The sequence below is a fragment of the Streptomyces sp. NPDC059534 genome (assembly GCF_042743475.1).
Classification (GTDB): Bacteria; Actinomycetota; Actinomycetes; order Streptomycetales; family Streptomycetaceae; genus Streptomyces.
Genome location: NZ_JBHWAQ010000003.1, coordinates 25,112 through 49,900, shown reverse-complemented (window position 1 = coordinate 49,900; position 24,789 = coordinate 25,112). Strand labels below are relative to the sequence as shown.

The window sequence follows — 24,789 nt, the reverse complement described above, 5'->3', positions numbered from 1 at the left end:
GGCCTACCGTCGCACCGCCGAACTCTCCAGGTCCATCGAAACTTCCTGACCGTTCTTTTCAGTTGAGCTGAACGATTCGATCTCCGGGGCCTTCGGCGTACGGGGGTTCAGCTGACCCGCCAGGGTGGCGCCGAAGGCGATCACCATGCCGACGACCTGCACCGGACCGAGCGCCTGGCCGAGCGCCGCCCAGCCGATGATCGCCGCGGTGATCGGGGAGAGCGGGCCGAGGAGGGTGGCCGAGGAGGCGCTCAGCCGCTCGATGCCGCGGAACCAGAGGAAGTAGGAGATCGCGGTGTTGCCGAAGGCGAGGTAGGCGTAGCCGGCCAGGTTGGTGCCGGTCAGGGCCGGCGGGGCGCCCTCGACCAGGAAGGCGATGGGCAGGATGACCAGGCCGCCCGCGGTGAGCTGCCAGCCGGTGAGCGCGAGGGCGCCGACGCCCTCGGGGCGGCCCCAGCGCTTGGTGAAGACGACGCCGGCCGACATCGACAGGGACGAGAGCAGTCCGGCGATCACGCCGACCGCGTCGAGCGCGGCCCCGGCCTTGAGGACCACCAGACTGACGCCGAAGGCGGCTGCGACGGTGGTGATCAGGGATTTCGCGGTGGGCTTGTCGCCCAGGAAGAGGGCCGCGAGGCCGACGACGAAGAGCGGGCCCACGGAACCGACGACGGCGGCGACTCCGCCGGGGAGCCGGTAGGCGGCGAGGAAGAGCAGCGGGAAGAAGGCGCCGATGTTCAGGGCTCCGAGGACCGCCGCCTTCCCCCACCAGGCGCCCCGGGGGAGCTTCCGGGTGAGGGCGAGGAGCAGGAGGCCGGCGGGCAGGGCGCGCATCAGGCCGGTGAAGAGCGGCCGGTCGGGCGGCAGAAACTCCGTGGTGACGAAGTAGGTGGAGCCCCAGGAGATCGGGGCGAGGGCGGTGAGAGCGACGACGGCGGCCTTGCGCGACATGACGGTTCCCCCTTGAAGCGACTTCCGGACGGGCCAGACTGGCTTGGCGGTAATTAACTTACCACTAAGCTACTTACTCGCAAGTGGCTTTCTTGCCATCGACCGGAGAGGAAGAGGAAACTGAGGCCATGAAGACGCAGCCCCCCGCCCGCGACGCCGTCGACGCCATCGCCGACCAGTGGGCGGTCGTCCGCCCCGACCTGGACACCGTGCCGATGGCCGTCTTCGGCCGTATCTATCGCCTGGCCAACGCCATGCGCGGCAAGGTGGACAAGGCGTACGCGCCGTACGGCATGGCGCTCGGGGAGTTCGACGTGCTCGCCACCCTGCGCAGGTCCGGCGAGCCGTACACGCTCTCGCCGCGCGAGCTGACCGCGACCCTGATGATCACCACCGGCGGGATGACGGGCCGCCTGGACAAGCTGGAGAAGGCCGGGCTGCTCACCCGCAGCCCCGACCCGAACGACCGGCGCGGGCTGCGGGTCACCCTCAGCGAGCGCGGCAGGGAACTGGTGGACCAGGCCGTCGGGGCCGGCCTCGGCGAGCAGCGCGCCGCCCTGGAGGCCGCGCTCACCGAGGAGGAGGCGGACCAGCTGGCCGGGCTGCTGCGCAAGCTGCTCGCCACGACCGCGTGAGGGTCTCGAACGCACGCGAGGGCGCCGCACGGTACGTGTACCGTGCGGCGCCCTCGGCGGAGACCCGTGAGGCGGTTACGCCTTCTTGGACTTGTCGAGCACCATCACCAGGCCGATGATGACCAGGAACAGCACCAGCGGTGCGGCGACGTAGAGGCCGAGCGTCTCGACGACACTCAGCTTGGGGGCCGGGTCGTCACCGTCGTCGCGGGTGAGCGCGAGCGCGGGGGACGACATGAGCAGCATCATCAGCGTCGTACCGGCCGCGACGGAGCCGGCGCGCAGAGCGTTCTTCTTGTCCACGGTGCAAACGTAGCGAACACCTAAACGGACCGCGCGCCCGGGGGTGCCGTACGGGCACTCCCCCGCCCGACGGCCCCGTCCCCGGCGTCCGTACGGATGTGCAGCTCGTGCAGCAGGGTGTGCGCCCGGGGCGAGGCGGCGAGCTGTTCGAGGGTCAGCGGCTGGCCGTCCGGGCCCGCGAGCGGCAGCCGCCAGTTGGGGTACTGGTCCCAGGTGCCCGGCAGGTTCTGCGGCCGGCGGTCCCCCACCGTGTCCGGCAGCCACACCCCCACCATCCGGGCCGGGGTGTCCAGCAGGAACCGGTGGACGGCCCGGACCTCGGCCCGCTCGTCCCCCGGCCCCTCCGGGAGCAGCCCGAGCCGCTGGAACAGGTCCAGCCACTCGGCGGTCTCCACCGCGTCCGCCGCCCGGTCGCGCTCCAGGTCGCCGTCGAGCAGCCCCAGGCGGTGGCGGAGGGCGACATGGTCGCCCGAGAGCCGGGCGGCGGTGGAGGGCAGGTCGTGGGTGGTGGCGGTGGCGACGCACTCCGCGCGCCACCCCGCCGCGGGCAGCGGCCGGCCGCTGCCCGCCCAGTCCCGCTCGAACCAGAGCACGGAGGTGCCGAACACCCCGCTGCGGGCCAGCCGCTCCCGCACCCCCGGCTCGACCGTGCCGAGGTCCTCGCCGATGACGAGGGCGCCGGCGCGGTGCGCCTCCAGGACGAGGACGGCCAGCATCGCCTCGGCGTCGTACCGGACGTACGTCCCCTCGGTGGGTTCGAGGCCCTCCGGTACCCACCAGAGCCGGAACAGGCCCATGACGTGGTCGATGCGCAGCGCGCCCGCGTGGCGCAGGAGTTCGCGCAGGAGCCCGCGGTACGGGGCGTACCCCGAGGCGGCGAGGGCGTCGGGCCGCCAGGGCGGCAGCCCCCAGTCCTGGCCGCGCGAGTTGAAGGCGTCCGGCGGGGCGCCGACCGACATGCCGGCCGCGAAGGCGTCCTGCTGGGCCCAGGCGTCCGAGCCCTCCGGGTGGACGCCGACGGCCAGGTCGTGGACGATCCCGATCTCCATCCCGGCCGCGCGGGCGGCCGCGGCCGCGTCGGCCAGCTGCCGGTCCGTCAGCCAGGCGAGCCGGCAGTGGAAGTCGACCCGGGCGGCGAGCTCGGGGTCGGCGCGCACGGCCGACTCCGCCGCGCACGGACGGCGCAGCTCCTCGGGCCAGTCGCGCCAGTGGTGGCCGTGCCGCTCGGCGAGGGCCTGGTAGGTGGCATGGTCCTCCAGGGCGCCGCCCCGGTCGGCGAGGAAGTCGTGGAAGTCGGCGCGCCGGCCCGGCCCGAGGTCCACGCTCCCGACGACGAGCTCCAGGGCCCGCCGCTTGACGTCCCACACGGCGTCCCGGTCGATCAGCGCGCCCTTGCCGAGGACCCGTTCGCGCAGTTCGGCCGCCTCGGCGAGGATCCGGTCGAGCTCCTCGCGGCGCTCGGGGCCCACCAGGGCGTACTCGGGGATCTCCTCGATCCGCAGGTGGACGGGGTCGGGGAAGCGGCGCGAGGACGGGCGGTACGGGGAGGGGTCGGTGGGCGCCCCGGGCACGCCCGCGTGGAGCGGGTTGACCTGGACGAAGCCGGCGCCGTGCGTGCGGCCCGCCCAGGTGGCGAGCTCGCGCAGGTCCCCGAGGTCGCCCATGCCCCAGGAGCGGCCGGAGAGCAGGGAGTACAGCTGGACGAGCAGTCCGTACGCGCGCCGCTCGGGGGCGGGCACGCGCGCGGGGCTCACGATCAGGGTGCTGGTGGCGCTGCGGCCGTCGGGGGCCTGGGCCGTGACGGTGTGGACGCCCAGGGGCAGCCGCTCCCAGTCCCGGCCGGTGAGGACGGCCCCCTCCTCGGTGGTGACCCGCAGACGGGTGCGGGCCGGCAGGTCCGCCGGGGGCCGGAGGGGCTCGTCGCCCCGCCGGTGGACCAGGGTGGCGGGCAACAGGCGCTCCCGGTCGACCCGTTCCGCCACGCCGAGGGCGGCGGCGATCGCCTCCGGCGTGGTCGCGTCGACGCCCAGCGCGCCGAGGACGGCGATCACGGTGGCGTCGGGCACGGGCACGGTGACGCCCTCGGAGGGGCTGTACGCGGTGGCGACGCCGTGACGGGCGGCGAGACGGGCCAGGGTCACTTCACACTCCGGGGGACTCCGTGCCACCCGCACTGCCGGGGGCGGTGGGCTCGCTGGTGAGGGGTGCCGCCTCGGTCAGGGGCGGTTCACTGGTGAGGGGGGCCGCGTCGGGCAGCGGCGGTTCGCTGGTCAGCGGCTCGCCGGTACGCGGCGCCTGCTGGGGAATCCGTATCCGTCCGAGGTGGCGGGCGGTCGTGGTCACGGGGGTCTCCCGGTTTCGTCTCGACAGGTGGGACCAAGGGGTGCGAGTGAGCCCTACCCACCGCACCTCGTTTTACCGGCGGAAAGTGGCGAAGTGACGTCACCTCGCCGACGGCTCGCCGGGCAAAGCCGACACATCGCCCTCGCGCATTGACACTTCCGTGCGACGGGTGGTGGGCTCGTGACCCACTCGTGACCAACCGGTGGAGCTGCCGGGCCTGTCCGAAGGGAGACCCCGTGCACCTCGGGCGCAGGAAACGCACCGCGACGGCCGTCGCCGCCGCCGTCATCGGCGGCCTCCTGGGCGGCGCCGCCCCGGGCGCGGTGTACGCGTCCCCGGCGGCCCCCGCCTCCCCGGCGGCCCCGGCCCCGACGGCCGCCCCCGGGGCCCCGACGGCGCCGGTGGACCCGTCGGCCGCCGTCCGGTCGTCGGCGGGCGCCGTCGTCGCGCCCCTGCCCGAGGTGTGGCCCCGGCCGCAGTCCCTGGCCACCGCCGGACCCTCCGTGCGCCTCGGGGACGAGGTGACGCTCATCGCGGACCCCGACGCCGATCCGTACGCCGTCGCCGCCCTGCGCGAGCTGCTCGGGTCCGCCGGGGTGCGGACCGTCCACACCGGACTCCCGGGCCGGGGCCCGGTCCTGCGCGTCGCGGGCCCCTCCGGCGAGGCGGCGGAGGCGGTGCTGACCGCCCTGCGGGTGCCCGAGCGGCTGGACCTGCCGCGCGGCGGCTACCGCCTCGCGACCGGCGTCCACCAGGGGCGGGAGACCGTCGTCCTGGACGGGGTCGGCGAGGACGGGCTGTTCCACGCCGTGCAGACGCTGCGCCAGCTCCTCGGCACCGGGCGCGAGGTCCCCGGGGTCGTGATCCGCGACTGGCCGGGCACGGCCGAGCGGGGGATCACCGAGGGCTTCTACGGCCGCCCCTGGACCCGCGAACAGCGGCTCGCCCAGATCGACTTCCTCGGCCGGACCAAGCAGAACCGCTATCTGTACGCGCCCGGGGACGACCCGTACCGGCAGGCGCAGTGGCGCGAGCCCTATCCGGCCGGGCAGCAGCGGGAGTTCCGCGCGCTCGCCGAGCGGGCCCGCGCCCGGCACGTGACGCTCGGCTGGGCCGTGGCGCCCGCCCAGTCCATGTGCCTGGCCTCGGCCGGCGACGTGGCGGCGCTGACCCGGAAGCTCGACTCCCTGTGGGCGCTCGGGGTGCGCTTCTTCCAGTTGCAGCTCCAGGACGCCTCCTACGACGAGTGGCACTGCGACAAGGACGCCGACACCTTCGGACGGGGTCCCGAGGCGGCCGCCGCGGCCCACGCGCGCGTGGCGAACACCGTGGCCCGGCACCTGGCCGAACGGCACCCGGACGCCGAGCCGTTGACGGTGATGCCGACGGAGTACTACCAGGACGGCGCGACCGCCTACCGCACGAAGCTCGCCGAGACCCTCGACGCGGACGTGCGGGTGGCGTGGACCGGCGTGGGCGTCGTCCCGCGCACGATCACCGGCGGCGAACTGGCCGGGGCGCGCGCCGCCCTGCGGCACCCGCTGGTCACCATGGACAACTACCCGGTCAACGACTACGCGCAGGACCGGCTGTTCCTCGGCCCCGCCACCGGCCGGGAGCCGGCCGTGGCCGCCGGTTCCGCCGCCTTCCTGGCGCACGCCATGGAGCAGCCCGCGGCCTCCCGGATCCCGCTCTTCACCGCCGCCGACTACGCCTGGAACCCGCGGGGCTACCGGCCGCGGGAGTCCTGGCGGGCCGCCGTCGACGACCTCGCGGGCCCCGATCCCGCGGCCCGCGAGGCGCTGCGGGCGCTGGCCGGGAACGGCGCCTCCTCGATCCTCGACCCGAAGGGCGAGTCGGCCTATCTCAGGCCGCTGCTCGCCGCGTTCTGGGCCTCGCGCACGGCCCCGGACACGCCCGCCGGCACGGTCGCGCGGGAGAAGGCGGCGCGCGAACTGCGCGCCGCGTTCACCGTGATGCGGCGGGCGCCCGAGCGGCTCGCGGCGCCCTCCGGTTCGACCGCGGGTGCCGCCGCCGGTTCGGCCGCTGATCCCGCCGGGCCCGCTGGTTCCACCGGGTCCGCCGGGTCCGCCGGTTCCGCCCTCGGCGAGGAGACCGGGCCCTGGCTGGAGCAGCTCGCGCGGTACGGCGAGGCCGGCGAGACGGCGGTCGACATGCTGCTTGCCCAGGAGCGCGGCGACGGCGCGGCGGCCTGGCGGGCGCGGCTGGGCCTCGAACCGCTGCGGGAGGCACTGGGGACGAGCCGGGTGACGGTCGGCGCCGGGGTGCTCGATCCCTTCCTCACGCGCGCGGTGGCGGAGTCGGCGGCCTGGACGGGCGCCGACCGGACCCCGGCGGCGCGGGCCGACCGCGCCCCGGGCTCGTACACGGTGCGGCTCGACCGGACGCGGCCCGTGGAGGCCCTGACGGTGATGGCCCGGCCGGACGGCGCCCACGGCACGGACGCGCGCGTGGAGGCGTACGTCCCCGGGGAGGGCTGGCGGCCGCTCGGCCCGCTGTCGGCGTCGGGCTGGACGCAGACCGAGCTGAAGGGGCTGCAGGCCGACGCGCTGCGGGTGGTGTGGAGCGGCGGGGGCCCGGCCCCCGATGTGCGCTCGCTGGTGCCGTGGTTCGCGGACGGGCCCCGGGCCGGGCTCGAACTGGCCCGCGCGGAGACGGACGCCGAGATCGGCGGGCCGGCGCGGTCGGTGGACGTGGAACTGTCGGGCCTGCGCGCGGGCGAGGTCCGCGGGCCGCTGACGGCGAGGCCCCCGCGCGGGATCGTCGTCCGCCTCCCGAAGGAGGCGGCCGTGGAGCGCGGGGCGCGGACGAGCGTCCCCCTGGAGGTGTCGGTGGGGGCGGACGTGCCGGCCGGCTCGTACCGGGTGCCGGTCTCCTTCGCGGGCGAGGAGCGGGTGCTGACGGTCCGGGCCTTCCCCCGGACGGCGGGTCCGGACCTGGCGCGGACGGCGGCGGTCTCCTCCTCGGGCGACGAGACCCCGGACTTCCCCGCCTCCTCGGCGGTGGACGGCGATCCGGCCACCCGCTGGTCCTCCCCCGCGGAGGACGGCGCCTGGTGGCAGCTGGAGCTGGCCGAACCCGCGCGGATAGGGCAGGTGGTGCTGCACTGGCAGGACGCCTACGCCTCCCGCTACCGCGTCCAGGTCTCGGCCGACGGGCGGGTGTGGCGCACGGCGGCGACCGTCGCGGACGGGCGCGGCGGCCGGGAGTCGGTGCGGATGGACGCGGCGGACACGCGCTTCCTTCGGGTGCAGGGCGAGACACGGGCGACCCGGTTCGGGTACTCGCTCTGGTCGGTGGAGACGTACGCGGTGGCCGAGCGGGAGCCGGAGAAGCCGGCGCCGCCGGTGGACGGGGGCACGGCCGGGGAGCGGAGCGCCCCCTGAGGGGTACTCCGCTCCCCGGCCGTCCGTCCGCGTGATGCCCTGATACGCGAAAGGCCCGGCTCAACCCGTCGTCAGCGCCCTCACGGGGGCTTCGGCGACGGAGTCGATCCGGGCCATCACGTCCTCGGCGCCGTACGGCTGGAGGTACGGCAGCCAGCGGGGGTCCCGGTGTCCGGTCCCGATGATCCGCCAGGCCAGGCCGGACGGCGGGGCCGGTTGGTGGCGCAGGCGCCAGCCGATCTCGCGCAGGTGCCGGTCGGCCTTGACGTGGTTGCAGCGGCGGCAGGCCGCCACCACGTTCTCCCAGGCGTGCGTGCCCCCGCGGCTGCGCGGGATGACGTGGTCGACGCTGGTGGCGACGCCCCCGCAGTACACGCAGCGCCCGCCGTCGCGGGCGAAGAGGGCCCTGCGGGTCAAGGGAACGGGCCCCCGGTAGGGGACCCGCACGAAGCGCTTCAGCCGCACCACGCTGGGTGCGGGGAGGACTTGGGTCTCGCTGTGCAGGAAGGCGCCGGACTCCTCGAGGCAGAGAGCCTTGTTCTCCAGGACGAGGACGAGTGCGCGGCGGAGCGGTACGACGCCGAGCGGCTCGTACGACGCGTTGAGGACCAGGACATGCGGCACGGATGCCTCCTATGACGCCGGCGGCGCGTGGCTCGCGCCGGGACGAACTGCTCTCAGTCTCTCCTCATGGCCCGGCGAAGCGCCACCACGTACCGGAATCGGGGTGACGGGCCCGGAGTGTTCTCGACCACATCGGCGGCTCCTTCTCCCGCCTGCTGCTTACCTGCCTCTTACTTGCCCAGGTGAGGTCCGTCTCTCCCTCGAACACGGCAACAGGAGCACGTCCGACGCCCCGTTAGTGTGGATGGCCTGCGTACGCGATGCATGGAGGTTGCCCCGTGTCCTGGTCCGCCCTAGCGGCTGCCACCGAGCCCGAGCCCATTCCGGTGACCCTGGACGAGGCCGCGGAGAAGGCGACGAACGCGGCGAGCTGGGTGGAGGAGAACTGGTCCACCTGGCTGAACACCGGGCTGCGCATCCTGCTGATCCTGGTCGTCGCGCTGCTGCTGCGGATGGCCGTCCGCCGTGCCCTGACGAAGCTGATCGAGCGGATGAACCGTTCGGCGCAGGCGGTGGAGGGGACGGCGCTGGGCGGTCTGCTCGTCAACACCGAGCGGCGCCGGCAGCGCTCGGAGGCGATCGGCTCGGTGCTGCGCTCGGTCGCGTCGTTCCTGATCCTGGGCACGGCCGGGCTGATGATCCTCGGCGCCTTCAAGATCGACCTCGCGCCGCTGCTGGCCTCGGCCGGTGTGGCGGGCGTGGCGATCGGTTTCGGCGCCCGGAACCTGGTGACGGACTTCCTCTCCGGTGTCTTCATGATCCTGGAGGACCAGTACGGCGTCGGCGACTCGGTCGACGCGGGGGTGGCCTCCGGCGAGGTCGTCGAGGTGGGCCTGCGGGTGACCAAGCTGCGCGGGGTGGACGGCGAGATCTGGTACGTGCGCAACGGCGAGATCAAGCGGATAGGGAACCTCAGCCAGGGCTGGGCGACGGCGGGCGTGGACGTGACCGTCCGGCCGACGGAGGACCTGGAGCGGGTGCGGTCGGTGATCACCGCGGCGGCGGAGTCCATGGCCAAGGAGGAGCCGTGGAACGAGCGCCTGTGGGGGCCGGTCGAGGTGCTCGGCCTGAGTGAGGTGCTGCTCGACTCGATGACCGTCCGGGTCTCGGCGAAGACGATGCCGGGGAAGGCACTGGGGGTGGAGCGCGAGCTGCGCTGGCGCGTCAAGCAGGGTCTGGACGAGGCCGGCATCCGGATCGTCGGCGGGGTTCCGGCGCAGGCCGAGGAGTCGGCGGCCGATCCGACGGCGGGCATGGCGGCTCCGTCGGCGTTCGCCTCGACGACCTCGCCGCAGTCGGCGGCGGCGACGCCGCTGCCGAGGCCGGACCTCTCCAAGTAGCTCCTCCCCTTCACGGGCCGGACGTCCACGGTCCCGACGCCTCCGCGGGTAACGCTTTGGTTGCCTTCGGGGGCGTCTCGCGTTCCCGGGTATTGACGCCTCCGTGACGGTCGCCTTACCGTCCTCCCACCGAATAGGAAACTTTCCTAACAGAGCAGTGGAGAGCGGGCCCGCCGACAGGCAGCACAATGGCCCGACCAGCGTCGAAGGGCAGGTGCGGACCTCATGGCCGGTACGACCCCGGGAACCCCCGGCACACCGCGCGTCCTGCGGGCCATGAACGACCGGGCGGCCCTGGACCTGCTCCTCGAGCACGGCACGCTCTCGCGCACCCGGATCGGCAAGCTCACCGGCCTCTCCAAGCCGACCGCCTCCCAGCTCCTCGCCCGCCTCGAAGCGGCCGGACTGGTCGTCGCCACCGGCACGACCGAGGGCCGGCCCGGACCGAACGCCCAGCTGTACGCGGTGAACGCGCGTGCCGCGTACGCCGCCGGACTCGACGTCAACCAGTTCCGCATCCGCGCCGCCGTCGCCGACATCACGGGCGAGATCGTCGGCGAGTACGAGCTCCGCACCCCCGGCCGCTCCGCCACCGGCGTCGTCCGCCAGGTCACCGAGGCCCTCGACGGGGCCGTCAAGGCGGCCGGGATCACCGGCGAGGACGTCCGGCGCCTGGTCATCGGCACCCCCGGCGCCTTCGACCCGGCCACCGGACGCCTGCGGTACGCCTCCCACCTGCCCGGCTGGCACTCCCCCACCCTCCTGGAGGAGCTGGCCACCGTCCTGCCCATGCCGTTCGAGTACGAGAACGACGTCAACCTCGTCGCCGTCGCCGAACAGCGCGTCGGCGCCGCCCGCGGCCACGAGGACTTCTTCCTCCTGTGGAACGAGGCGGGCATGGGCGCCGCCCTCGTCCTCGGCGGACGGCTGCACCGCGGCTTCACCGGCGGCGCCGGCGAGGTCGGCTTCCTGCCCGTGCCCGGCACCCCGCTCGTCCGGCAGGTCACCAAGGCCAACTCCGGCGGCTTCCAGGAGCTCGCGGGCGTCCAGTCCGTGCCCCGGATCGCCCGCGCGGCCGGGATCGAGACGTCCGAGCAGCCCTACGTCACGGTCGCGGCCCGGCTGCTCGCCCACGCCGCCGCGGCGCACGACGAGGAGCCCCCGTACGCGGAACTCCTCGACCGGTACGCCGAGCGGCTCGCCATCGGGCTCTCCTCGATCGTCGCCGTACTCGACCCCGAACTGATCGTGCTGTCCGGCGACGCCCTCGTCGCCGGCGGCGAACCCCTCCGCGCGCGCGTGCAGTCCGAACTCGCCGACCTCGCCCCTTCCCGGCCGCGGCTCGTCCTGTCCGCCGTACGCCGGAGTCCCGTACTGCGCGGCGCCCTCGAAAGCGCCCTCGCCACCACCCGCGACGAGGTCTTCGACACCTCGCGCTGACCCCGGACCGCCCCACACCCCGTTCCCCCCGCAACCCCTCGCCCCAGGGAGACTCCGTCATGCCCGCACGTCCGCGCAGAGCCGCCGCCGCGCTCGCCGCCACCGCCTCGATCGCCCTCTTCGCCTCCGCCTGTACGGGCTCCGCGAACAACGCGGCCTCCGACGACCCCAAGGCCGAGACCACCATCACCTTCTGGCACGGCTGGCAGGACCCCACCGAGGTGAAGGCCATCACGGACAACGTCGCCCGCTTCGAGAAGGCCCACCCGAACATCAAGGTGAAGGTCGTCGGCGGCATCAACGACGACAAGCTGGGCCAGGCGCTGCGCGCGGGCGGTTCGAAGGGCCCGGACGTCGTCTCCTCCTTCACGACGGCCAACGTCGGCAAGTTCTGCGCCTCGGGCGCGCTCGCCGACCTCAAGCCCTTCATAGAGAAGGACAAGCTGGACCTGGACAAGACCTTCCCGAAGGTCCTCCAGTCGTACACGCAGTTCGAGGGCAAGCGCTGCTCCCTGCCGCTGCTCTCCGACGCCTACGGCCTCTTCTACAACAAGGACGCCTTCAAGGCGGCCGGTCTCGACCCCGAGGCCCCGCCGAAGACCTGGTCCCAGTTCACCCAGGTCGCCAAGGCGCTCACCAAGGCCAAGGGCGACTCCTACGAGCAGCTCGGCGTCATGCCGAACTACCTCGGCTACGAGACCGTCGTCTCCCACTACATGTCGCAGTGGAAGCACAACGGGTACTTCGACGCGGACGGCAAGTCGAACATCGCCAAGGACCCGGCGTTCGCCGAGATGATGACGTACCAGAAGTCCCTGGTCGACGCCCTGGGCGGGTTCCAGAAGCTGGACAAGTACCGCACCACCTTCGGTGACGAGTGGGGCTCCAAGCACCCCTTCCAGACCGGTCAGGTCGCCATGCAGCTGGACGGCGAGTGGCGGCTGAACTTCGTCAAGAACGCCAAGGTCGGCTTCGAGGTCGGCGTCGCCCCGCTGCCCGTCGCCGACGACGAGATCGCCGAGTACGGCAAGGGCTACCTCTCCGGCACGATCATGGGCATCGCCCCGCAGAGCCAGAAGCAGAACGCGGCCTGGGAGCTGGTCAAGTACATGACCACGGACACCGAGGCCGTGGTGCAGTTCGCCAACAGCATCGGCAACGTCCCCTCCACCCTGGAGGCGCTGAAGTCCCCGAACCTGAAGTTCGACGCGCGCTTCAAGACCTTCCTGGACATCGCCCGGCACCCCGCCTCCACCACCTCGGACGGCGCCGTCAACGGCTCCGCCTACCAGGACACCCTTCAGAAGTTCGCCCAGCAGTACGAGAAGGGCCAGGTCACGGACCTGAGGAAGGGTCTCGCGGACACCGCGGCCCAGATCGACCGCGACATCGCCGCGGCGAAGTGACGGCCGGAACCCGCCCATGAGCACGGACACCCTGCCCGCGAAGGAGGCGGCCGCCCCGGCCGCCGCCTCCCCCGGGGGACGGAACACACTGCGGGCCAAGCGCCGCCGCAACGCGCTCCGCACCCTGGCGTTCATGTCCCCCTGGCTGATCGGATTCGGCGTCTTCTTCGCCTATCCGCTCCTCTCCACGCTGTACTTCTCGTTCATGCGGTACGACGGGCTCAACCCGCCGACCTGGCGGGGCATCGAGAACTGGACGTACGTCTTCTCCGACCTGCCCCAGTTCTGGCCCGCCCTGCAGAACACCCTCTGGCTGGCCGTCGTGATGGTCTCCTGCCGGGTGGTCTTCGGCCTCGGCATCGGCATGCTCATCACCAAGATCAAGACGGGCGCCGGCGTCTTCCGCACCCTCTTCTACCTGCCCTACCTGGCCCCGCCGGTGGCGGCCACGCTCGCCTTCGTCTTCCTGCTCAACCCCGGTACCGGACCGGTCAACTCGCTCCTGGAGGCGGTCGGCATCCCCGCCCCCTCCTGGTTCAACGACGCCGACTGGGCCAAGCCGGCCCTGACGGTCCTCGCCGTGTGGGGCGTCGGGGACCTCATGGTCATCTTCATGGCCGCCCTCCTCGACGTACCGAAGGAGCAGTACGAGGCCGCCGAACTCGACGGAGCGTCCCCCTGGCAGCGGTTCCGCTTCATCACGCTGCCGAACATCTCGCCGATCGTGCTCTTCGCGGTCGTCACCGGGGTCATCGGCGCCATGCAGTACTACACCCAGCCGATCGTGGCCGCGAAGGTCGCCTCGGGCAAGATGGGCGGCTCCGGCGAGGTCTTCGTCCCCGGCTACCCGGACGACTCCACGCTGACCCTCCCGCAGCTGGTCTACAGCCTCGGCTTCAGCCAGTTCAACTACGGCGCCGCCTGTGTCGTGGCGCTGGTGCTCTTCGCCTTCTCCATGGCCTTCACCGCGCTGCTCATGCGGCGGCGCGGCGGCCTGATCGGCTCGGGTGACTGACCATGACCATCGCAACCGCTCCCACCCGTCCCGCCGCGAGCCCCGCGGAGAAGCAGGCCCGCCGCAAGGCGCTGCTGCACTGGATCGCCGTGCACTCGCTCGGCATCGCCGCCGCCCTGTTCTTCGTGCTCCCGTTCGTCTTCGTCCTCCTGACCTCCCTGATGAGCGACCAGCAGGCGCTCACCCGGGACCTGACGCCGAACTCCTGGCACTGGGAGAACTACGTCAAGGTCTTCCAGACCGACGGCTTCCTCGCCTGGTGGCGGAACTCGCTGCTGTACGCGGGCCTCGGCACCGTCCTCGTCGTGGTGTCGTCGATACCCGTGGCGTACGCGCTCGCCAAGTTCCGCTTTCGCGGCCGGCATCTGTCGCTGCTGCTGGTCATCTCGATGATGATGCTGCCGCCGCAGGTCGTGATCATCCCGATGTACCTGTTCTGGGCCAAGCAGATGGACCTCTCCGGCACCCTGTGGCCGCTCATCATCCCGATGGCGTTCGGCGACGCCTTCGCCATCTTCCTGCTGCGCCAGTTCCTGCTGACCATCCCGAACGAGTACGTCGAGGCCGCGCGGATCGACGGGTGCGGCGAGTTCCGCACCCTGATACGGGTCGTGCTCCCGATGGCGAAGCCCGGCATCGCCGCCGTCGCCCTGTTCCAGTTCTTCTACTGCTGGAACGACTACTTCGGGCCGCAGATCTACGCCTCCGAGAACCCGGGTGCCTGGACGCTCAGTTACGGCCTGGAGTCCTTCAAGGGCGCGCACCACACCGACTGGAATCTGACCATGGCCGCGACCGTGCTGGTCATGGCCCCCGTGATCCTCGTGTTCTTCTTCGCCCAGAAGGCGTTCGTCGAGGGAGTCACACTGACCGGAGTGAAGGGCTGAGTCACACCATGAAGCTCACAGTCGTGGGGGGCGGTTCCACCTACACCCCCGAACTCATCGACGGATTCGCGCGCCTGCGCGACACCCTGCCCATCTCCGAACTCGTCCTCGTCGACCCGGCCGCCGAACGGCTCGACCTGGTCGGCGGGCTCGCCCGGCGGATCTTCGCCAAGCAGGACCACGCGGGGCGGATCACCACCACCACCGACCTCGACGCCGGCGTCGAGGGCGCCGACGCCGTCCTGCTCCAGCTCCGGGTCGGCGGACAGGCCGCCCGCCAACAGGACGAGACCTGGCCGCTGGAGTGCGGCTGCGTCGGCCAGGAGACCACCGGCGCCGGCGGCCTCGCCAAGGCGCTGCGCACGGTCCCGGTGGTCCTGGACATCGCCGAGCGGGTGCGGCGCACCAACCCGGACGCCTGGATCATCGACTTCACCAACCCCGTCGGCATCGTCACGCGCGCGCTGCTCCAGGCCGGGCACAAGGCCGTCGGCCTGTGCAACGTCGCCATCGGCTTCCAGCGCAAGTTCGCCGGGCTCCTCGGCGTGACCCCGGCGGAGGTCCACCTCGACCACGTCGGGCTCAACCACCTGACCTGGGAGCGGGCGGTACGGCTCGGCGGCCCCGAGGGCGAGAACGTGCTGCCCCGGCTGCTCGCCGAGCACGGCGACGCGGTCGCCGACGACCTGCGCCTGCCGCGCCCGGTTTTGGACCGGCTCGGCGTCGTCCCCTCGTACTACCTGCGGTACTTCTACGCGCACGACGAGGTGGTGCAGGAGCTCGGCACGAAGCCGTCCCGGGCCGCGGAGGTCGCGGCGATGGAGAAGGAACTCCTGGCGATGTACGGGGACCCGGCGCTCGACGAGAAGCCGGCCCTGCTCGCCAAGCGCGGCGGCGCCTTCTATTCGGAGGCCGCCGTGGACCTGGCGGCGTCCCTGCTGGGCGGCGGTGGTTCGCCGTACCAGGTGGTGAACACGTACAACAACGGCACGCTGCCGTTCCTGCCGGACGACGCCGTCATCGAGACGCAGGCCGCGGTCGGCGCGCACGGCGCCACGCCGCTGGCGGCCGCGCCGGTGGACCCGCTGTACGCCGGTCTGATCGCCCACGTCACGGCCTACGAGGACCTGGCCCTGGAGGCGGCGCTGCGCGGCGGCCGGGACCGGGTCTTCAAGGCGCTGCTCGCGCACCCGCTGGTGGGCCAGTACGCGTACGCCGACGGGCTCACCGACCGGCTGATCGCGCACAACCGGGAGCACCTCGCGTGGGCGTGAACCTGAACGGCGTGCTCCTCGCGATCGACGCGGGGAACAGCAAGACCGACGTCGCGGTGGTCGGCCGGGACGGCACCGTCCTCGGCGTGGCCCGCGGCGGCGGGTTCCAGCCCCCCGTGGTGGGGGTGGACACGGCGGTCGACGGGCTCGCCGAGATCGTCGGGCGGGCCTGGGAGCAGGCCGGCGGCGCCGGGCTCTCCCCCGCGTTCGCGCATGTCACGGCCTGTCTGGCCAATGCCGACCTGCCCGTCGAGGAGGCCGCGCTCCAGGCCGAGCTGCTCGGCCGGGGCTGGAGCCGTGACGTACGGGTGCACAACGACACCTTCGCCATACTGCGCGCCGGGCTCGACGAGCCGCGCGGGGTCGCGGTGGTGTGCGGGGCGGGGATCAACTGCGTGGGGATGACGCCGGACGGGCGGACCGCGCGCTTCCCCGCGGTCGGGAAGATCTCCGGGGACTGGGGCGGGGGCGGCGGACTCGCCGAGGAGGCGCTGTGGTTCGCGGCGCGCGCCGAGGACGGGCGGGGCCTGCCCACCGCCCTCGCCGACGCGCTGCCCGCGCACTTCGGCCTGGGGTCGATGTACGCGCTGATCGAGGCGCTGCACCTGGGTCAGGTGCCCTCCGAGCGGCGGCACGAGCTGACCCCGGTGCTCTTCTCGGTCGCGGCCGGGGGCGATCCCGTGGCGCTGTCGCTCGTGCACCGGCTCGCCGAGGAGGTCGTCGCCATGTCGGCGGTCGCGCTCCGCCGGCTCGGGCTGCACCACGAGGAGGCGCCGGTGATGCTGGGCGGCAGCGTGCTCGCCGCCCGCCACCCGCAGCTGGAGGAGCGGATCCACGAACTCCTCGCGGTGCGGGCGCCGAAGGCCGTGGTCGGCTTCGTGACCGCGCCGCCGGTCCTGGGAGCGGGGCTGCTCGCGCTGGACGCGGCGGCGGTCGGCCCGGACGCCAAGGCCCGGCTGCGGGAGCACTACGGGGTGGTCTGAACGCGCCGTCACGGGGCGTCTCGTCGTCACGACGGGGCGCCCCGTACGCATGTTCACCCGTTCGAGGGGTGTCCGAAAGGGAACCGATCTTCGTCGGGCGGCGTATTCAAGGTGAGGGGGTTCGCCTGCGGATGTGCCGGGGGCATGGGGCACGATAGGAACAAGATCGAGTCAATCCCGGTGTGCGGAAGGCCCCCTGAGGCCATACTGCTGGCCGGGTGGTCGTCCACCGGAACCGGTCCCGCCGGGACACCGGACGGTCCGGCCGACGTCAGCGACCGAGGGGGAGGTCAAGTGACACACCCGCCGAACGCGCCCGCCGCCTCGGCGGCGCAGGGCACGGCGCAGGCGCCCGCGCGCCCGGGAACCTTACCCGCGCAGCCGTCGCCCGTGCCCGCCGCCACCCCGCCCGCGGGGCGCGGCGCCTGGGCCGTGGGACGCGAGCGACTGCGGGTCGCCGCGACGACCGAGCCCGGCCGGCTCCAGATCCTGGGGGCCGTCCTCGCGCTGCTCGTCGTGGCGTTCGGGGCGGTCAGCGCCCTGGAGGTGTCCGACCGGGCCGCCGCCGCCGACGACGTCGTCAGCCGCAGCCAGCCCCTGAGCGCCGACGCGGCCGCGATCTACCGCTCCCTCGCCGACGCCGACACCACCGCCGCCAGCGGCTTCCTGGCGGGCACCCTGGAGCCCGCGGAGTCCCGCGCGCGGTACGACCGGGACATCACCACCGCCTCCCGGCTCCTCGTCAAGGCCGCGGCGAACACGGACGGTTCGTCCGAGTCGGCCCGCGAGATAGCCACCCTCAACGAACAGCTGCCCCGCTACACCGGCCTGATCGAGCGCGCCCGGGCCGCCAACCGGCAGGGCCTGCCGCTGGGCGGCGCCTACCTGCGGTACGCCAACCAGCAGATGTCCAGCGCGCTGCTGCCGGCCGCCGAGCGGCTCTACGCGGCGGAGACCGAGCGGCTCCACCGCGACGACGACTCCGCCCGCACCTGGCCGTTCCTGTCGCTCGCGCTCGGCCTGCTCGCGCTCGGCGCCCTGGGATGGGCCCAGCGCCGCAACTACGCCCGGACGAACCGGGTCTTCAACCACGGACTGCTCGCCGCCACCGCCGCCACCGTCGTCGTCCTGCTCTGGCTCGCCGCCGCGCACACGGTCGCGCGCGCCGGCCTGGACAGCGCCCGGGCACACGGCCAGGAGTCCCTCCAGGTCCTCAACACCGCCCGGATCAGCTCGCTCACGGCCCGCGCCAACGAGAACCTGACGCTGGTCGCCCGGGGCGCCGTCCTCACCGAGGACGGCAAGAACGACAAGTACGAGGCGGACTACACGGCGAGCATGACCGCCCTGACCGCGGCGCTGGCCACCGCGCGGGAGCTCGCCGACGACGACGCCGGACGCGGCCCCGTCGACGAGTCCGCCACCCGCACCGGCGAATGGCGGGAGCGCCACAAGGACGCCCGCGCCAAGGACGAGGCCGGAGACTACGAGGGCGCCCTCGGCCGGATCGTCGGCGCCGACCGGTCCACGGGCCAGTCCTTCGACCAGGTCGACGCGGCTCTGGAGCGGGCCCTCGCCCACGAGCAGACCGAGTTCACCCGCTCCGCCGGCGACGCCGGGGACGCCCTGACCGCGCTCCCGCTGGGCGCGGCGGCCCTGGGGATCCTGGGCGCCGCCGGCGCCGTGCTCGGCATCAACCGCAGACTGTCGGAGTACCGGTGAGAGGGGGCGGGATGCCGAACGGCCTTGACCCGCTGGTGCGGCGGACGGCGCGGCGGCTGCACGGCTGGGGCGGGGTGGCGGCCATGGCCGTGGCCTGCGGGCTCACCGCCTCGCTCACCCTGCTCCCGCTCGCCCACGACGGGACCGATCCGGTGGCCGCGCCCTGGACGCCCGGCCCCGGCGTGGGCACCGGCGTCCAGATCAAGGCGGACACCTGCGAGCACCCCGAGGCGTCCCTCACGCCCTCGTCGGCCGACGGCCCGTCGATCCGGGCGATCAAGGACCGCGGGAAGCTGATCGTCGGCGTCGACCAGTCCAGCTACCGATGGGGTTACCGGAACCCGGAGAAGGGCGTCCTGGAGGGCTTCGACATCACGCTGGCCCGGGCCATCGCCCAGGACCTCCTGGGCGACGGGAACGCGATCATCTTCCGCGCCATCCCGACCAACCAGCGGATCGCCGCCCTGAACAGCGGCAAGGTCGACCTCGTCGTGCGCACGATGACGATCAACTGCAAGCGGATCGAGCAGGTCGCCTTCTCCACCGCGTACTTCCAGGCCGGACAGCAGGTCCTGGCGCCCAAGCAGGCCAAGGACATCACCGGCTACGACTCCTCGCTGCGCGGCAAGCGGGTCTGCACCGCCGAGGGCTCCACGGCCTACGACGCCCTGGAGGAGAACTCCTTCGGCGCGGTCTTCAAGGACGAGGCCGACGGCACCAAGGACGACAAGGACCTGCTCACGGTCCCCAACCAGCTGGACTGTCTCGCCCGCCTCCAGCTGGGCGAGGTCGACGCCGTCGTCACGGACAACGCCCTCGCGGCCGGCCAGGCCGCCCAGGACCCGGCGGTCGAGCTCAAGGGCCGGCCGTTCACCCGGGAGTACTACGGGGTCGCCGCCAAGCTGGGCAACGACGACCTGGTGCGCCGGGTCAACCAGGTCCTGGTGGGCTACCGGCAGGGCCCCTGGCAGGCCGCGTACAAGGAGTGGCTGGAGAAGGACCTGCCGGGGATAACCGGCCCGCCCGCTCCCCGGTACAAGTGACGTGGCCGAGCAGCCCTGTACACGCCCCGTACGAGTAACCCTGTACACGAAGCGGAAGAGGTGACCGATGGGCGTCACGGGACCCCCCGGGCCGGTGATGGACCGGGACGAGGTGGACCGTGCGCTGGCGCGGCTCGGCGCCGAGCACAAGGCGATCGAGGACTCGCTCCTCGCGCTCCAGGACCACGCGGGCCGCAGACTGCTCGAAGGCGCCGAGCTGACCGGCGTCACCCGGGACCGCTGGGCGGCGACGGAGCGGAGCATCACACTGCTCTGGAACTGCTTCGACGTGTACACGGGCGCCCTGCGGGAGGCGCGCGAGGTACGTGCGCGGCGCCGCTGGCCGGCCCGCGAGGAACTGGTGGAGCTGACCGACCGGCTGCGCGGCGAGAGCGTGCTCGTCGCGGGCGGGGCGGGTGAACAGGCGCTGCTCACCGAGCGCTTCAGTCTGGAGCGGCTGGTCCGCCGGATGAACGAGCTGTACGCCTCCTCGCTGGACCTGGTCGTCACCGCCGACGCGGTGTGGTCGGCGCTGCCCGCCCGGATAGACCTGCTCGCCGCCGAGCTGGGCCGGACGCGCTCGCTCGCGTACTCGGTGGGCGTGCGGCCGGGCGAGCATCCGGCGGGGGACGAGCTGGAGGCGATCACGGCCGAGCTGACCGCGCTGCGGTCCCAGGTGGTGACCGATCCGCTGGCCTTCTGGCGCCCGGCGGCGGGGAGTTCGGCGCCCGGCGGGGGCCGTCCGGACACCGGGCGGTACGACCGGGCGGCGCTGGCCCTGGAGGACGTCCGGCGCGAGACCGAGGCCGTCCTCGCGGTCCGGCAGGACTCCGAGGACCGGCTGCTGCGGCTGCGGGACGTGCTCTCGCGGGCCGACCGGACGCTCGCCGAGGCGCGGTCCGCGCGCGGCGAGGTCCTGGCGAAGATCGCCGCCTCCGAGGTGCCGGCCGTCAGCGGGCCGCCGACGGCGCTCCAGGAACGGCTGGCGACCGCCGCCGAGTACCGCCGGCACGCCCAGTGGAACCGGCTGTCGCCGCTCCTGGAGTCCCTGGAGCGGGAGGCGGAGGAGGAGCTGCTGCGGGCCCGCGAGTCGCTGACCGCGGTCACGGCGCCGCTCGCGGTCCGGGCCGAGCTGCGCGGCCGGCTCGACGCGTACAAGGCGAAGGTGGCCCGGCTCGGCGCGGCGGAGGACCCGCTGCTGGTCGAGCGGTACGACGCGGCCCGCAGGATGCTGTGGAGCGCGCCCTGCGATCTGCGGGTCGCGGAACAGGCCGTACTGCGCTATCAGCAGGCGGCGGCGGACGTACTGTCCGGCCCGAGAGACGCGGGAGGACGACAGTGGTGAGCGGGGAGACGGGCGTGGGGAGCTGTCAGCGTCCTTCGTGCGAGGGATCGTACGAGGACATGGGAGGCGGCGAGCTGTACTGCGACACCTGCGGGCTCGCCCCGGTCGTCGCGCCGACGGGGCTGATCGCGTCGACGCCGACCGGGATGGCCGTGCCCGGCAGGGGGACGGGCGGCGTCGGGGGGCCGGACTCCGGCTCCTCGCGGAGCGGTTCGCGCGCCTCCTCGCGGGCCTCGTCGCGCTCCTCGACCTCCCGGCGGTCGGTCTCCGGCCGGCTGTCGCGCGCTCTCTCCGGGGCGTCCGGCGCGTCCACCGCCCGTTCGGTGTCGGTGCGCAGCTCCGGATCGTCGGCCGGGCAGTCCGCCCGGAACCGGCTGGGCGCGGGGCTGGTGTCCATCCCGGAGGTGCCGCGGCCCGACCCGCGGGGCGCCGTGATGGAGAACGCCGAGGTGCCCGAGCGGAAGCGTTTCTGCTCCCGCTCCGACTGCGGGGCCCCGGTGGGCCGCTCGCGGGGCGACCGGCCGGGCCGCACGGAGGGCTTCTGCACCAAGTGCGGCCACCCGTACTCGTTCGTGCCGAAGCTGCGCGGCGGGGACATCGTCCACGGGCAGTACGAGGTCGCGGGCTGCCTCGCGCACGGCGGCCTCGGCTGGATCTACCTCGCGGTCGACCGGGCCGTCTCCGACCGGTGGGTCGTCCTCAAGGGCCTCCTCGACACCGGCGACCAGGACGCCATGGCCGCGGCGATCTCCGAGCGCCGCTTCCTCGCCGAGATCGAGCACTCCAACATCGTCCGCATCTACAACTTCGTCGAGCACCTCGACCAGCGCACCGGCTCCCTGGACGGCTACATCGTCATGGAGTACGTCGGCGGCAAGTCCCTCAAGGAGATCGCCAACGACCGCCGCACCCCCGACGGCCGGCGTGATCCGCTGCCGGTGGAGCAGGCGTGCGCGTACGGCATCGAGGCCCTGGAGGCGCTCGGCCACCTGCACAGCCGGAACCTGCTCTACTGCGACTTCAAGGTCGACAACGCCATCCAGTCCGAGGACCAGCTGAAGCTCATCGACATGGGCGCGGTCCGGCGGATGGACGACGACGAGTCCGCGATCTACGGCACGGTCGGCTACCAGGCGCCGGAGGTGGCCGAGGTCGGCCCGTCGGTGGCCAGCGACCTGTACACGGTGGCGCGCACGCTCGCGGTGATGACCTTCGACTTCCAGGGCTACACGAACGTCTTCGTGGACTCGCTGCCCGATCCGGAGCACATCGCGGTCTTCCGGACGTACGAGTCCTTCTACCGCTTCCTGGTCCGCGCCACCGACCCCGACCCGGCCCGCCGGTTCGCCTCCGCGCAGGAGATGGCCGAGCAGCTCACGGGCGTCCTGCGCGAGGTGGTGGCGCTCCAGTCGGGGCGTCCGCGCCCGGCCCTGTCGACCCTGTTCGGCACGGAGGTGCGGGTCACGGACACCGCGCTGTTCGCCGAACTGACCGAGGACGTCTCGCTGCTCGGCGCCCGCAAGGGGGCCGGACGGCGACGCGGCGGCGCGACCCGCGCGCTGCCCGGCGGGACGGCTGTGGCGGCTGGGACCGTCGGGACTGCTGGGACTGCCGGGACGATGCCCGCGCCGGTGCCCGCGCCCCGTGCGGGGCTCGGTGCCACCCCCGGGACCGCCCCCGGAGCCGCACCTGGTGCAAGGCTCGCGGGGCTGCTCGCCCCGGTCGACACGCCCGCCACCTCGCTCGCGCTGCCCGTGCCGCGCGTCGACCCGGGCGACCCCAACGCCGGCTTCCTCGCGGGTCTCGCCGCCGCCGCGCCCGGCGAACTGCTCACGGCGCTCCAGGCCGTGCCCGCGCCCTCGGCCGAGCTGCGCCTGCGCACCCTGCGGGCCCGGCTGGAACTGGGCGACCTGCCCTCCGCCGTCCGCACCCTGGCGGGCCTGGAGGAGCGGGACCCGGACGACTGGCGGGTCGTCTGGTACCGGGGCGTCACCTCCCTGGTGACCGGCGACCACGAGCAGGCGGCCCTGGCCTTCGACGCGGTGTACGACGCCTTCCCCGGCGAGCCCGCGCCGAAGCTGGCCCTCGGGATCTGCGCCGAGGTGCTCGGCCAGCTGGACAACGCCGCCGAGTACTACCACCTGGTGTGGGCCACCGACCCCGGCTTCGTCAGCGCGGCCTTCGGGCTCGCCCGGGTGCGGCTCGCGGCCGGCGACCGGACCGGCGCCGTCCAGGCGCTGGAGTCCGTACCGGAGGCGTCGATCCACTACACCGCCGCCCGGGTCGCGGCCGTACGGGCGCGGCTGCGGCGGCGCCCGGCGCACGAGCCGCTGGGCGGCGATCTGACGGCCGCCGCGGCGCAGGTCTCCGCGCTCCAGGGCTTCGGTCTCGACGCGGTGCGCCGCGAGCAGTTGTCGACGGAGGTCCTCGGAACGGCTCTCGACTGGGTACTCTCCGGGAGTCCCGGTGCGGCACCGGGCGGCGGCGCGCTGCTGCTCGGGAGCGAACTGGACGAGCGCGGACTGCGCTTCGGCCTCGAACGCTCGTACCGGGTGCTGGCCCGGCTCGCCCAGCAGGGCGACGAGAGGATCGAACTGGTGGAGCGGGCCAACCGCTTCCGTCCCCGGACGTGGGTGTGAGGATGTCCCAGAAGCCGAAGCCGTCGCACGGACTCGCCGCCTGCCCGGGCTGCGCGGAGCCGCTGGAGTCGGGTGACCGGTTCTGCGGGGCGTGCGGTTACGACCTGACGGCCGTACCCGCCGCCGAGGCCGGGCCCGACCGCCCGACCGTCGCGATCGGCACCCCCGTCGCCTGGCCGGACGCCCCGCCCCGGGACCCCGGTTCGCTCTCGACGGCGACCCAGCACCCGGGCGACCTGCCCGGCACCGACTCCGGCGGCCACGACCTGCCCACGATGGCGGTCCGCACGGACGGCCCGGTGCCGGCGCCCGCCGCGCCCGCGCCCGCCGTGCCGTCCGGGGCCGAGTCCGGTTCGGGCGGCGACTTCGAACTGGCCGCCCCCGACCCCCGTACGGCCGTACAGGCGGGTCCGCCCCCGGCCGCCGAACAGGCCCCGGCGCCGGCGCCCTCTCCCGCGCCGGCCGCCGCCGGACGGGCCGCGCTGTGCGTGGCCTGCCGGGCCGGGCGGGTGGACACCGACGGCTACTGCGAGAACTGCGGGCACGCGCAGCCGCGCGAGCGCGACCACATGGAGCGGGAGGCCGGCCCCGTGGCCGCCGTCAGCGACCGGGGGCTGCGCCACCACCGCAACGAGGACGCGTTCGCGGTCTCCGCGGCCACCCTCCCCGACGGCTCCCCCGCCGCCGTCGCGATCGTCTGCGACGGCGTCTCCTCGGCGACCCGCCCCGACGAGGCGTCCGCCGCCGCCGCGGCCGCGGCCGACGCCTCGCTGCGCGCCGCGCTGCCCCGTGGCACCCACCCGCAGCAGGCCATGCACGAGGCGATCGTGGCCGCCGCCGAGGCCGTCAACTCCCTTGCCGAGGAGCCCGGCCAGGACGGCGCGGAGCACGACCCGCACCGCCACCGGAACGCCCCGGCCTGCACCATCGTCGGCTCCGTCGTCACCGACGGCCTGCTCGTCGTGGGCTGGGTCGGCGACAGCCGCGCCTACTGGGTGCCGGACGACCGCGGCACCCAGTCCGTGCGGCTGACCGAGGACGACTCCTGGGCCGCCCAGATGGTCGCGGCGGGCCTGATGAGCGAGGCCGAGGCGTACGCGGACGAGCGCGCCCACGCCATCACCGGCTGGCTCGGCGCCGACTCGTACGAACTGGACCCGCACACGGCCTCGTTCAAGCCGGACCACTCCGGTGTGGTGGTGGTCTGCACGGACGGCCTGTGGAACTACGCGGAGGGCCCCGAGGACATGGCCCGGGTGGTCCCCGTGGACGCGGCGGCCCGCCCGCTGCACGGCGCGCAGGTCCTGGTCGGCCACGCCCTGGACGGCGGCGGCCACGACAACATCACGGTCGCGCTCGTCCCGTTCACCGTCACTCCGCAAGGGGCAGGATCCGCCTGAGCGGTCGCCGGTCCGAAACCCCTCCACCGTTG

19 protein-coding genes are annotated in these 24,789 nt (G+C 73.9%); 14 read left to right on the top strand and 5 right to left on the bottom strand.

Annotated features, from left to right (window positions below):
* Positions 1 to 3: 3 nt before the first annotated feature.
* The gene (locus ACFVZH_RS04480; protein ID WP_384893040.1) at positions 4 to 951 is read right to left on the bottom strand and encodes an EamA family transporter; all 948 of its coding nucleotides are present in this window, start codon (positions 949 to 951) and stop codon (positions 4 to 6) included.
* 128 nt (positions 952 to 1,079) lie between these two features.
* Between ACFVZH_RS04480 and ACFVZH_RS04475 the strand changes: the two genes are divergently transcribed.
* Positions 1,080 to 1,586 carry a MarR family winged helix-turn-helix transcriptional regulator gene (locus tag ACFVZH_RS04475; protein ID WP_384893037.1) on the top strand — a complete coding sequence of 169 codons (507 nt, stop codon included), beginning with the start codon at positions 1,080 to 1,082 and terminating at the stop codon, positions 1,584 to 1,586.
* A 75-nt stretch (positions 1,587 to 1,661) separates the two neighbouring features.
* Here ACFVZH_RS04475 and ACFVZH_RS04470 read toward each other — a convergent pair whose 3' ends face one another.
* The 3 genes from ACFVZH_RS04470 to ACFVZH_RS04460 are packed head-to-tail and all read right to left on the bottom strand — an operon-like array spanning position 1,662 to position 4,232.
* Positions 1,662 to 1,889 (bottom strand): hypothetical protein, encoded by a 228-nt coding sequence (locus ACFVZH_RS04470; protein WP_367828080.1) that lies wholly within the window; start codon positions 1,887 to 1,889, stop codon positions 1,662 to 1,664.
* 20 nt (positions 1,890 to 1,909) lie between these two features.
* Positions 1,910 to 4,030, bottom strand: coding sequence for a 4-alpha-glucanotransferase (malQ, locus tag ACFVZH_RS04465; RefSeq protein WP_384893032.1), 2,121 nt, complete (start codon positions 4,028 to 4,030; stop codon positions 1,910 to 1,912).
* Between the two features lies 1 nt (position 4,031).
* Positions 4,032 to 4,232 carry a hypothetical protein gene (locus tag ACFVZH_RS04460; protein WP_384893029.1) on the bottom strand — a complete coding sequence of 67 codons (201 nt, stop codon included), beginning with the start codon at positions 4,230 to 4,232 and terminating at the stop codon, positions 4,032 to 4,034.
* A gap of 236 nt (positions 4,233 to 4,468) precedes the next feature.
* On the opposite strand from ACFVZH_RS04460, the gene ACFVZH_RS04455 reads away from it, so the two are divergent.
* A complete protein-coding gene (locus tag ACFVZH_RS04455; RefSeq protein ID WP_384893026.1) occupies positions 4,469 to 7,639 on the top strand; it encodes a beta-N-acetylglucosaminidase domain-containing protein in 3,171 nt (1,056 codons plus the stop codon).
* 60 nt (positions 7,640 to 7,699) lie between these two features.
* Here the strand turns inward: ACFVZH_RS04455 and ACFVZH_RS04450 are convergent, their stop codons facing one another.
* On the bottom strand, positions 7,700 to 8,263 hold the full coding sequence (locus ACFVZH_RS04450) for an HNH endonuclease (protein ID WP_384893023.1): 564 nt from the start codon (positions 8,261 to 8,263) through the stop codon (positions 7,700 to 7,702).
* Between the two features lie 278 nt (positions 8,264 to 8,541).
* Between ACFVZH_RS04450 and ACFVZH_RS04445 the strand changes: the two genes are divergently transcribed.
* The 12 genes from ACFVZH_RS04445 to ACFVZH_RS04390 all read left to right on the top strand — a co-directional run bounded on the left by ACFVZH_RS04445 (position 8,542) and on the right by ACFVZH_RS04390 (position 24,757).
* Positions 8,542 to 9,603, top strand: a complete 1,062-nt coding sequence (locus ACFVZH_RS04445; protein WP_384893020.1) for a mechanosensitive ion channel family protein — start codon at positions 8,542 to 8,544, stop codon at positions 9,601 to 9,603.
* Positions 9,604 to 9,828: 225 nt separating this feature from the next.
* Complete coding sequence (locus tag ACFVZH_RS04440; RefSeq protein WP_384893017.1) at positions 9,829 to 11,043, top strand: ROK family protein; 1,215 nt, start codon at positions 9,829 to 9,831, stop codon at positions 11,041 to 11,043.
* 59 nt (positions 11,044 to 11,102) lie between these two features.
* Positions 11,103 to 12,449 (top strand): ABC transporter substrate-binding protein, encoded by a 1,347-nt coding sequence (locus tag ACFVZH_RS04435; RefSeq protein WP_384893014.1) that lies wholly within the window; start codon positions 11,103 to 11,105, stop codon positions 12,447 to 12,449.
* 133 nt (positions 12,450 to 12,582) lie between these two features.
* The gene (locus ACFVZH_RS04430; protein ID WP_384893641.1) at positions 12,583 to 13,464 is read left to right on the top strand and encodes a carbohydrate ABC transporter permease; all 882 of its coding nucleotides are present in this window, start codon (positions 12,583 to 12,585) and stop codon (positions 13,462 to 13,464) included.
* A gap of 2 nt (positions 13,465 to 13,466) precedes the next feature.
* On the top strand, positions 13,467 to 14,351 hold the full coding sequence (locus ACFVZH_RS04425; RefSeq protein ID WP_384893011.1) for a carbohydrate ABC transporter permease: 885 nt from the start codon (positions 13,467 to 13,469) through the stop codon (positions 14,349 to 14,351).
* Between the two features lie 8 nt (positions 14,352 to 14,359).
* On the top strand, positions 14,360 to 15,625 hold the full coding sequence (locus ACFVZH_RS04420; protein ID WP_384893008.1) for a 6-phospho-beta-glucosidase: 1,266 nt from the start codon (positions 14,360 to 14,362) through the stop codon (positions 15,623 to 15,625).
* The gene (locus ACFVZH_RS04415; RefSeq protein WP_384893005.1) at positions 15,616 to 16,608 is read left to right on the top strand and encodes an N-acetylglucosamine kinase; all 993 of its coding nucleotides are present in this window, start codon (positions 15,616 to 15,618) and stop codon (positions 16,606 to 16,608) included. The genes ACFVZH_RS04420 and ACFVZH_RS04415 overlap by 10 nt, the downstream gene beginning before the upstream one ends.
* Positions 16,609 to 16,902: 294 nt before the next feature.
* Positions 16,903 to 18,330 (top strand): hypothetical protein, encoded by a 1,428-nt coding sequence (locus tag ACFVZH_RS04410; protein ID WP_384893002.1) that lies wholly within the window; start codon positions 16,903 to 16,905, stop codon positions 18,328 to 18,330.
* A gap of 11 nt (positions 18,331 to 18,341) precedes the next feature.
* Positions 18,342 to 19,373 carry a glutamate ABC transporter substrate-binding protein gene (locus ACFVZH_RS04405; protein ID WP_384892999.1) on the top strand — a complete coding sequence of 344 codons (1,032 nt, stop codon included), beginning with the start codon at positions 18,342 to 18,344 and terminating at the stop codon, positions 19,371 to 19,373.
* Between the two features lie 67 nt (positions 19,374 to 19,440).
* Positions 19,441 to 20,718 carry a hypothetical protein gene (locus tag ACFVZH_RS04400; RefSeq protein WP_384892996.1) on the top strand — a complete coding sequence of 426 codons (1,278 nt, stop codon included), beginning with the start codon at positions 19,441 to 19,443 and terminating at the stop codon, positions 20,716 to 20,718.
* Positions 20,719 to 20,777: 59 nt separating this feature from the next.
* On the top strand, positions 20,778 to 23,357 hold the full coding sequence (locus tag ACFVZH_RS04395) for a tetratricopeptide repeat protein (RefSeq protein WP_384892994.1): 2,580 nt from the start codon (positions 20,778 to 20,780) through the stop codon (positions 23,355 to 23,357).
* A 2-nt stretch (positions 23,358 to 23,359) separates the two neighbouring features.
* A complete protein-coding gene (locus ACFVZH_RS04390) occupies positions 23,360 to 24,757 on the top strand; it encodes a PP2C family serine/threonine-protein phosphatase (protein WP_384892991.1) in 1,398 nt (465 codons plus the stop codon).
* Positions 24,758 to 24,789: the final 32 nt, after the last annotated feature.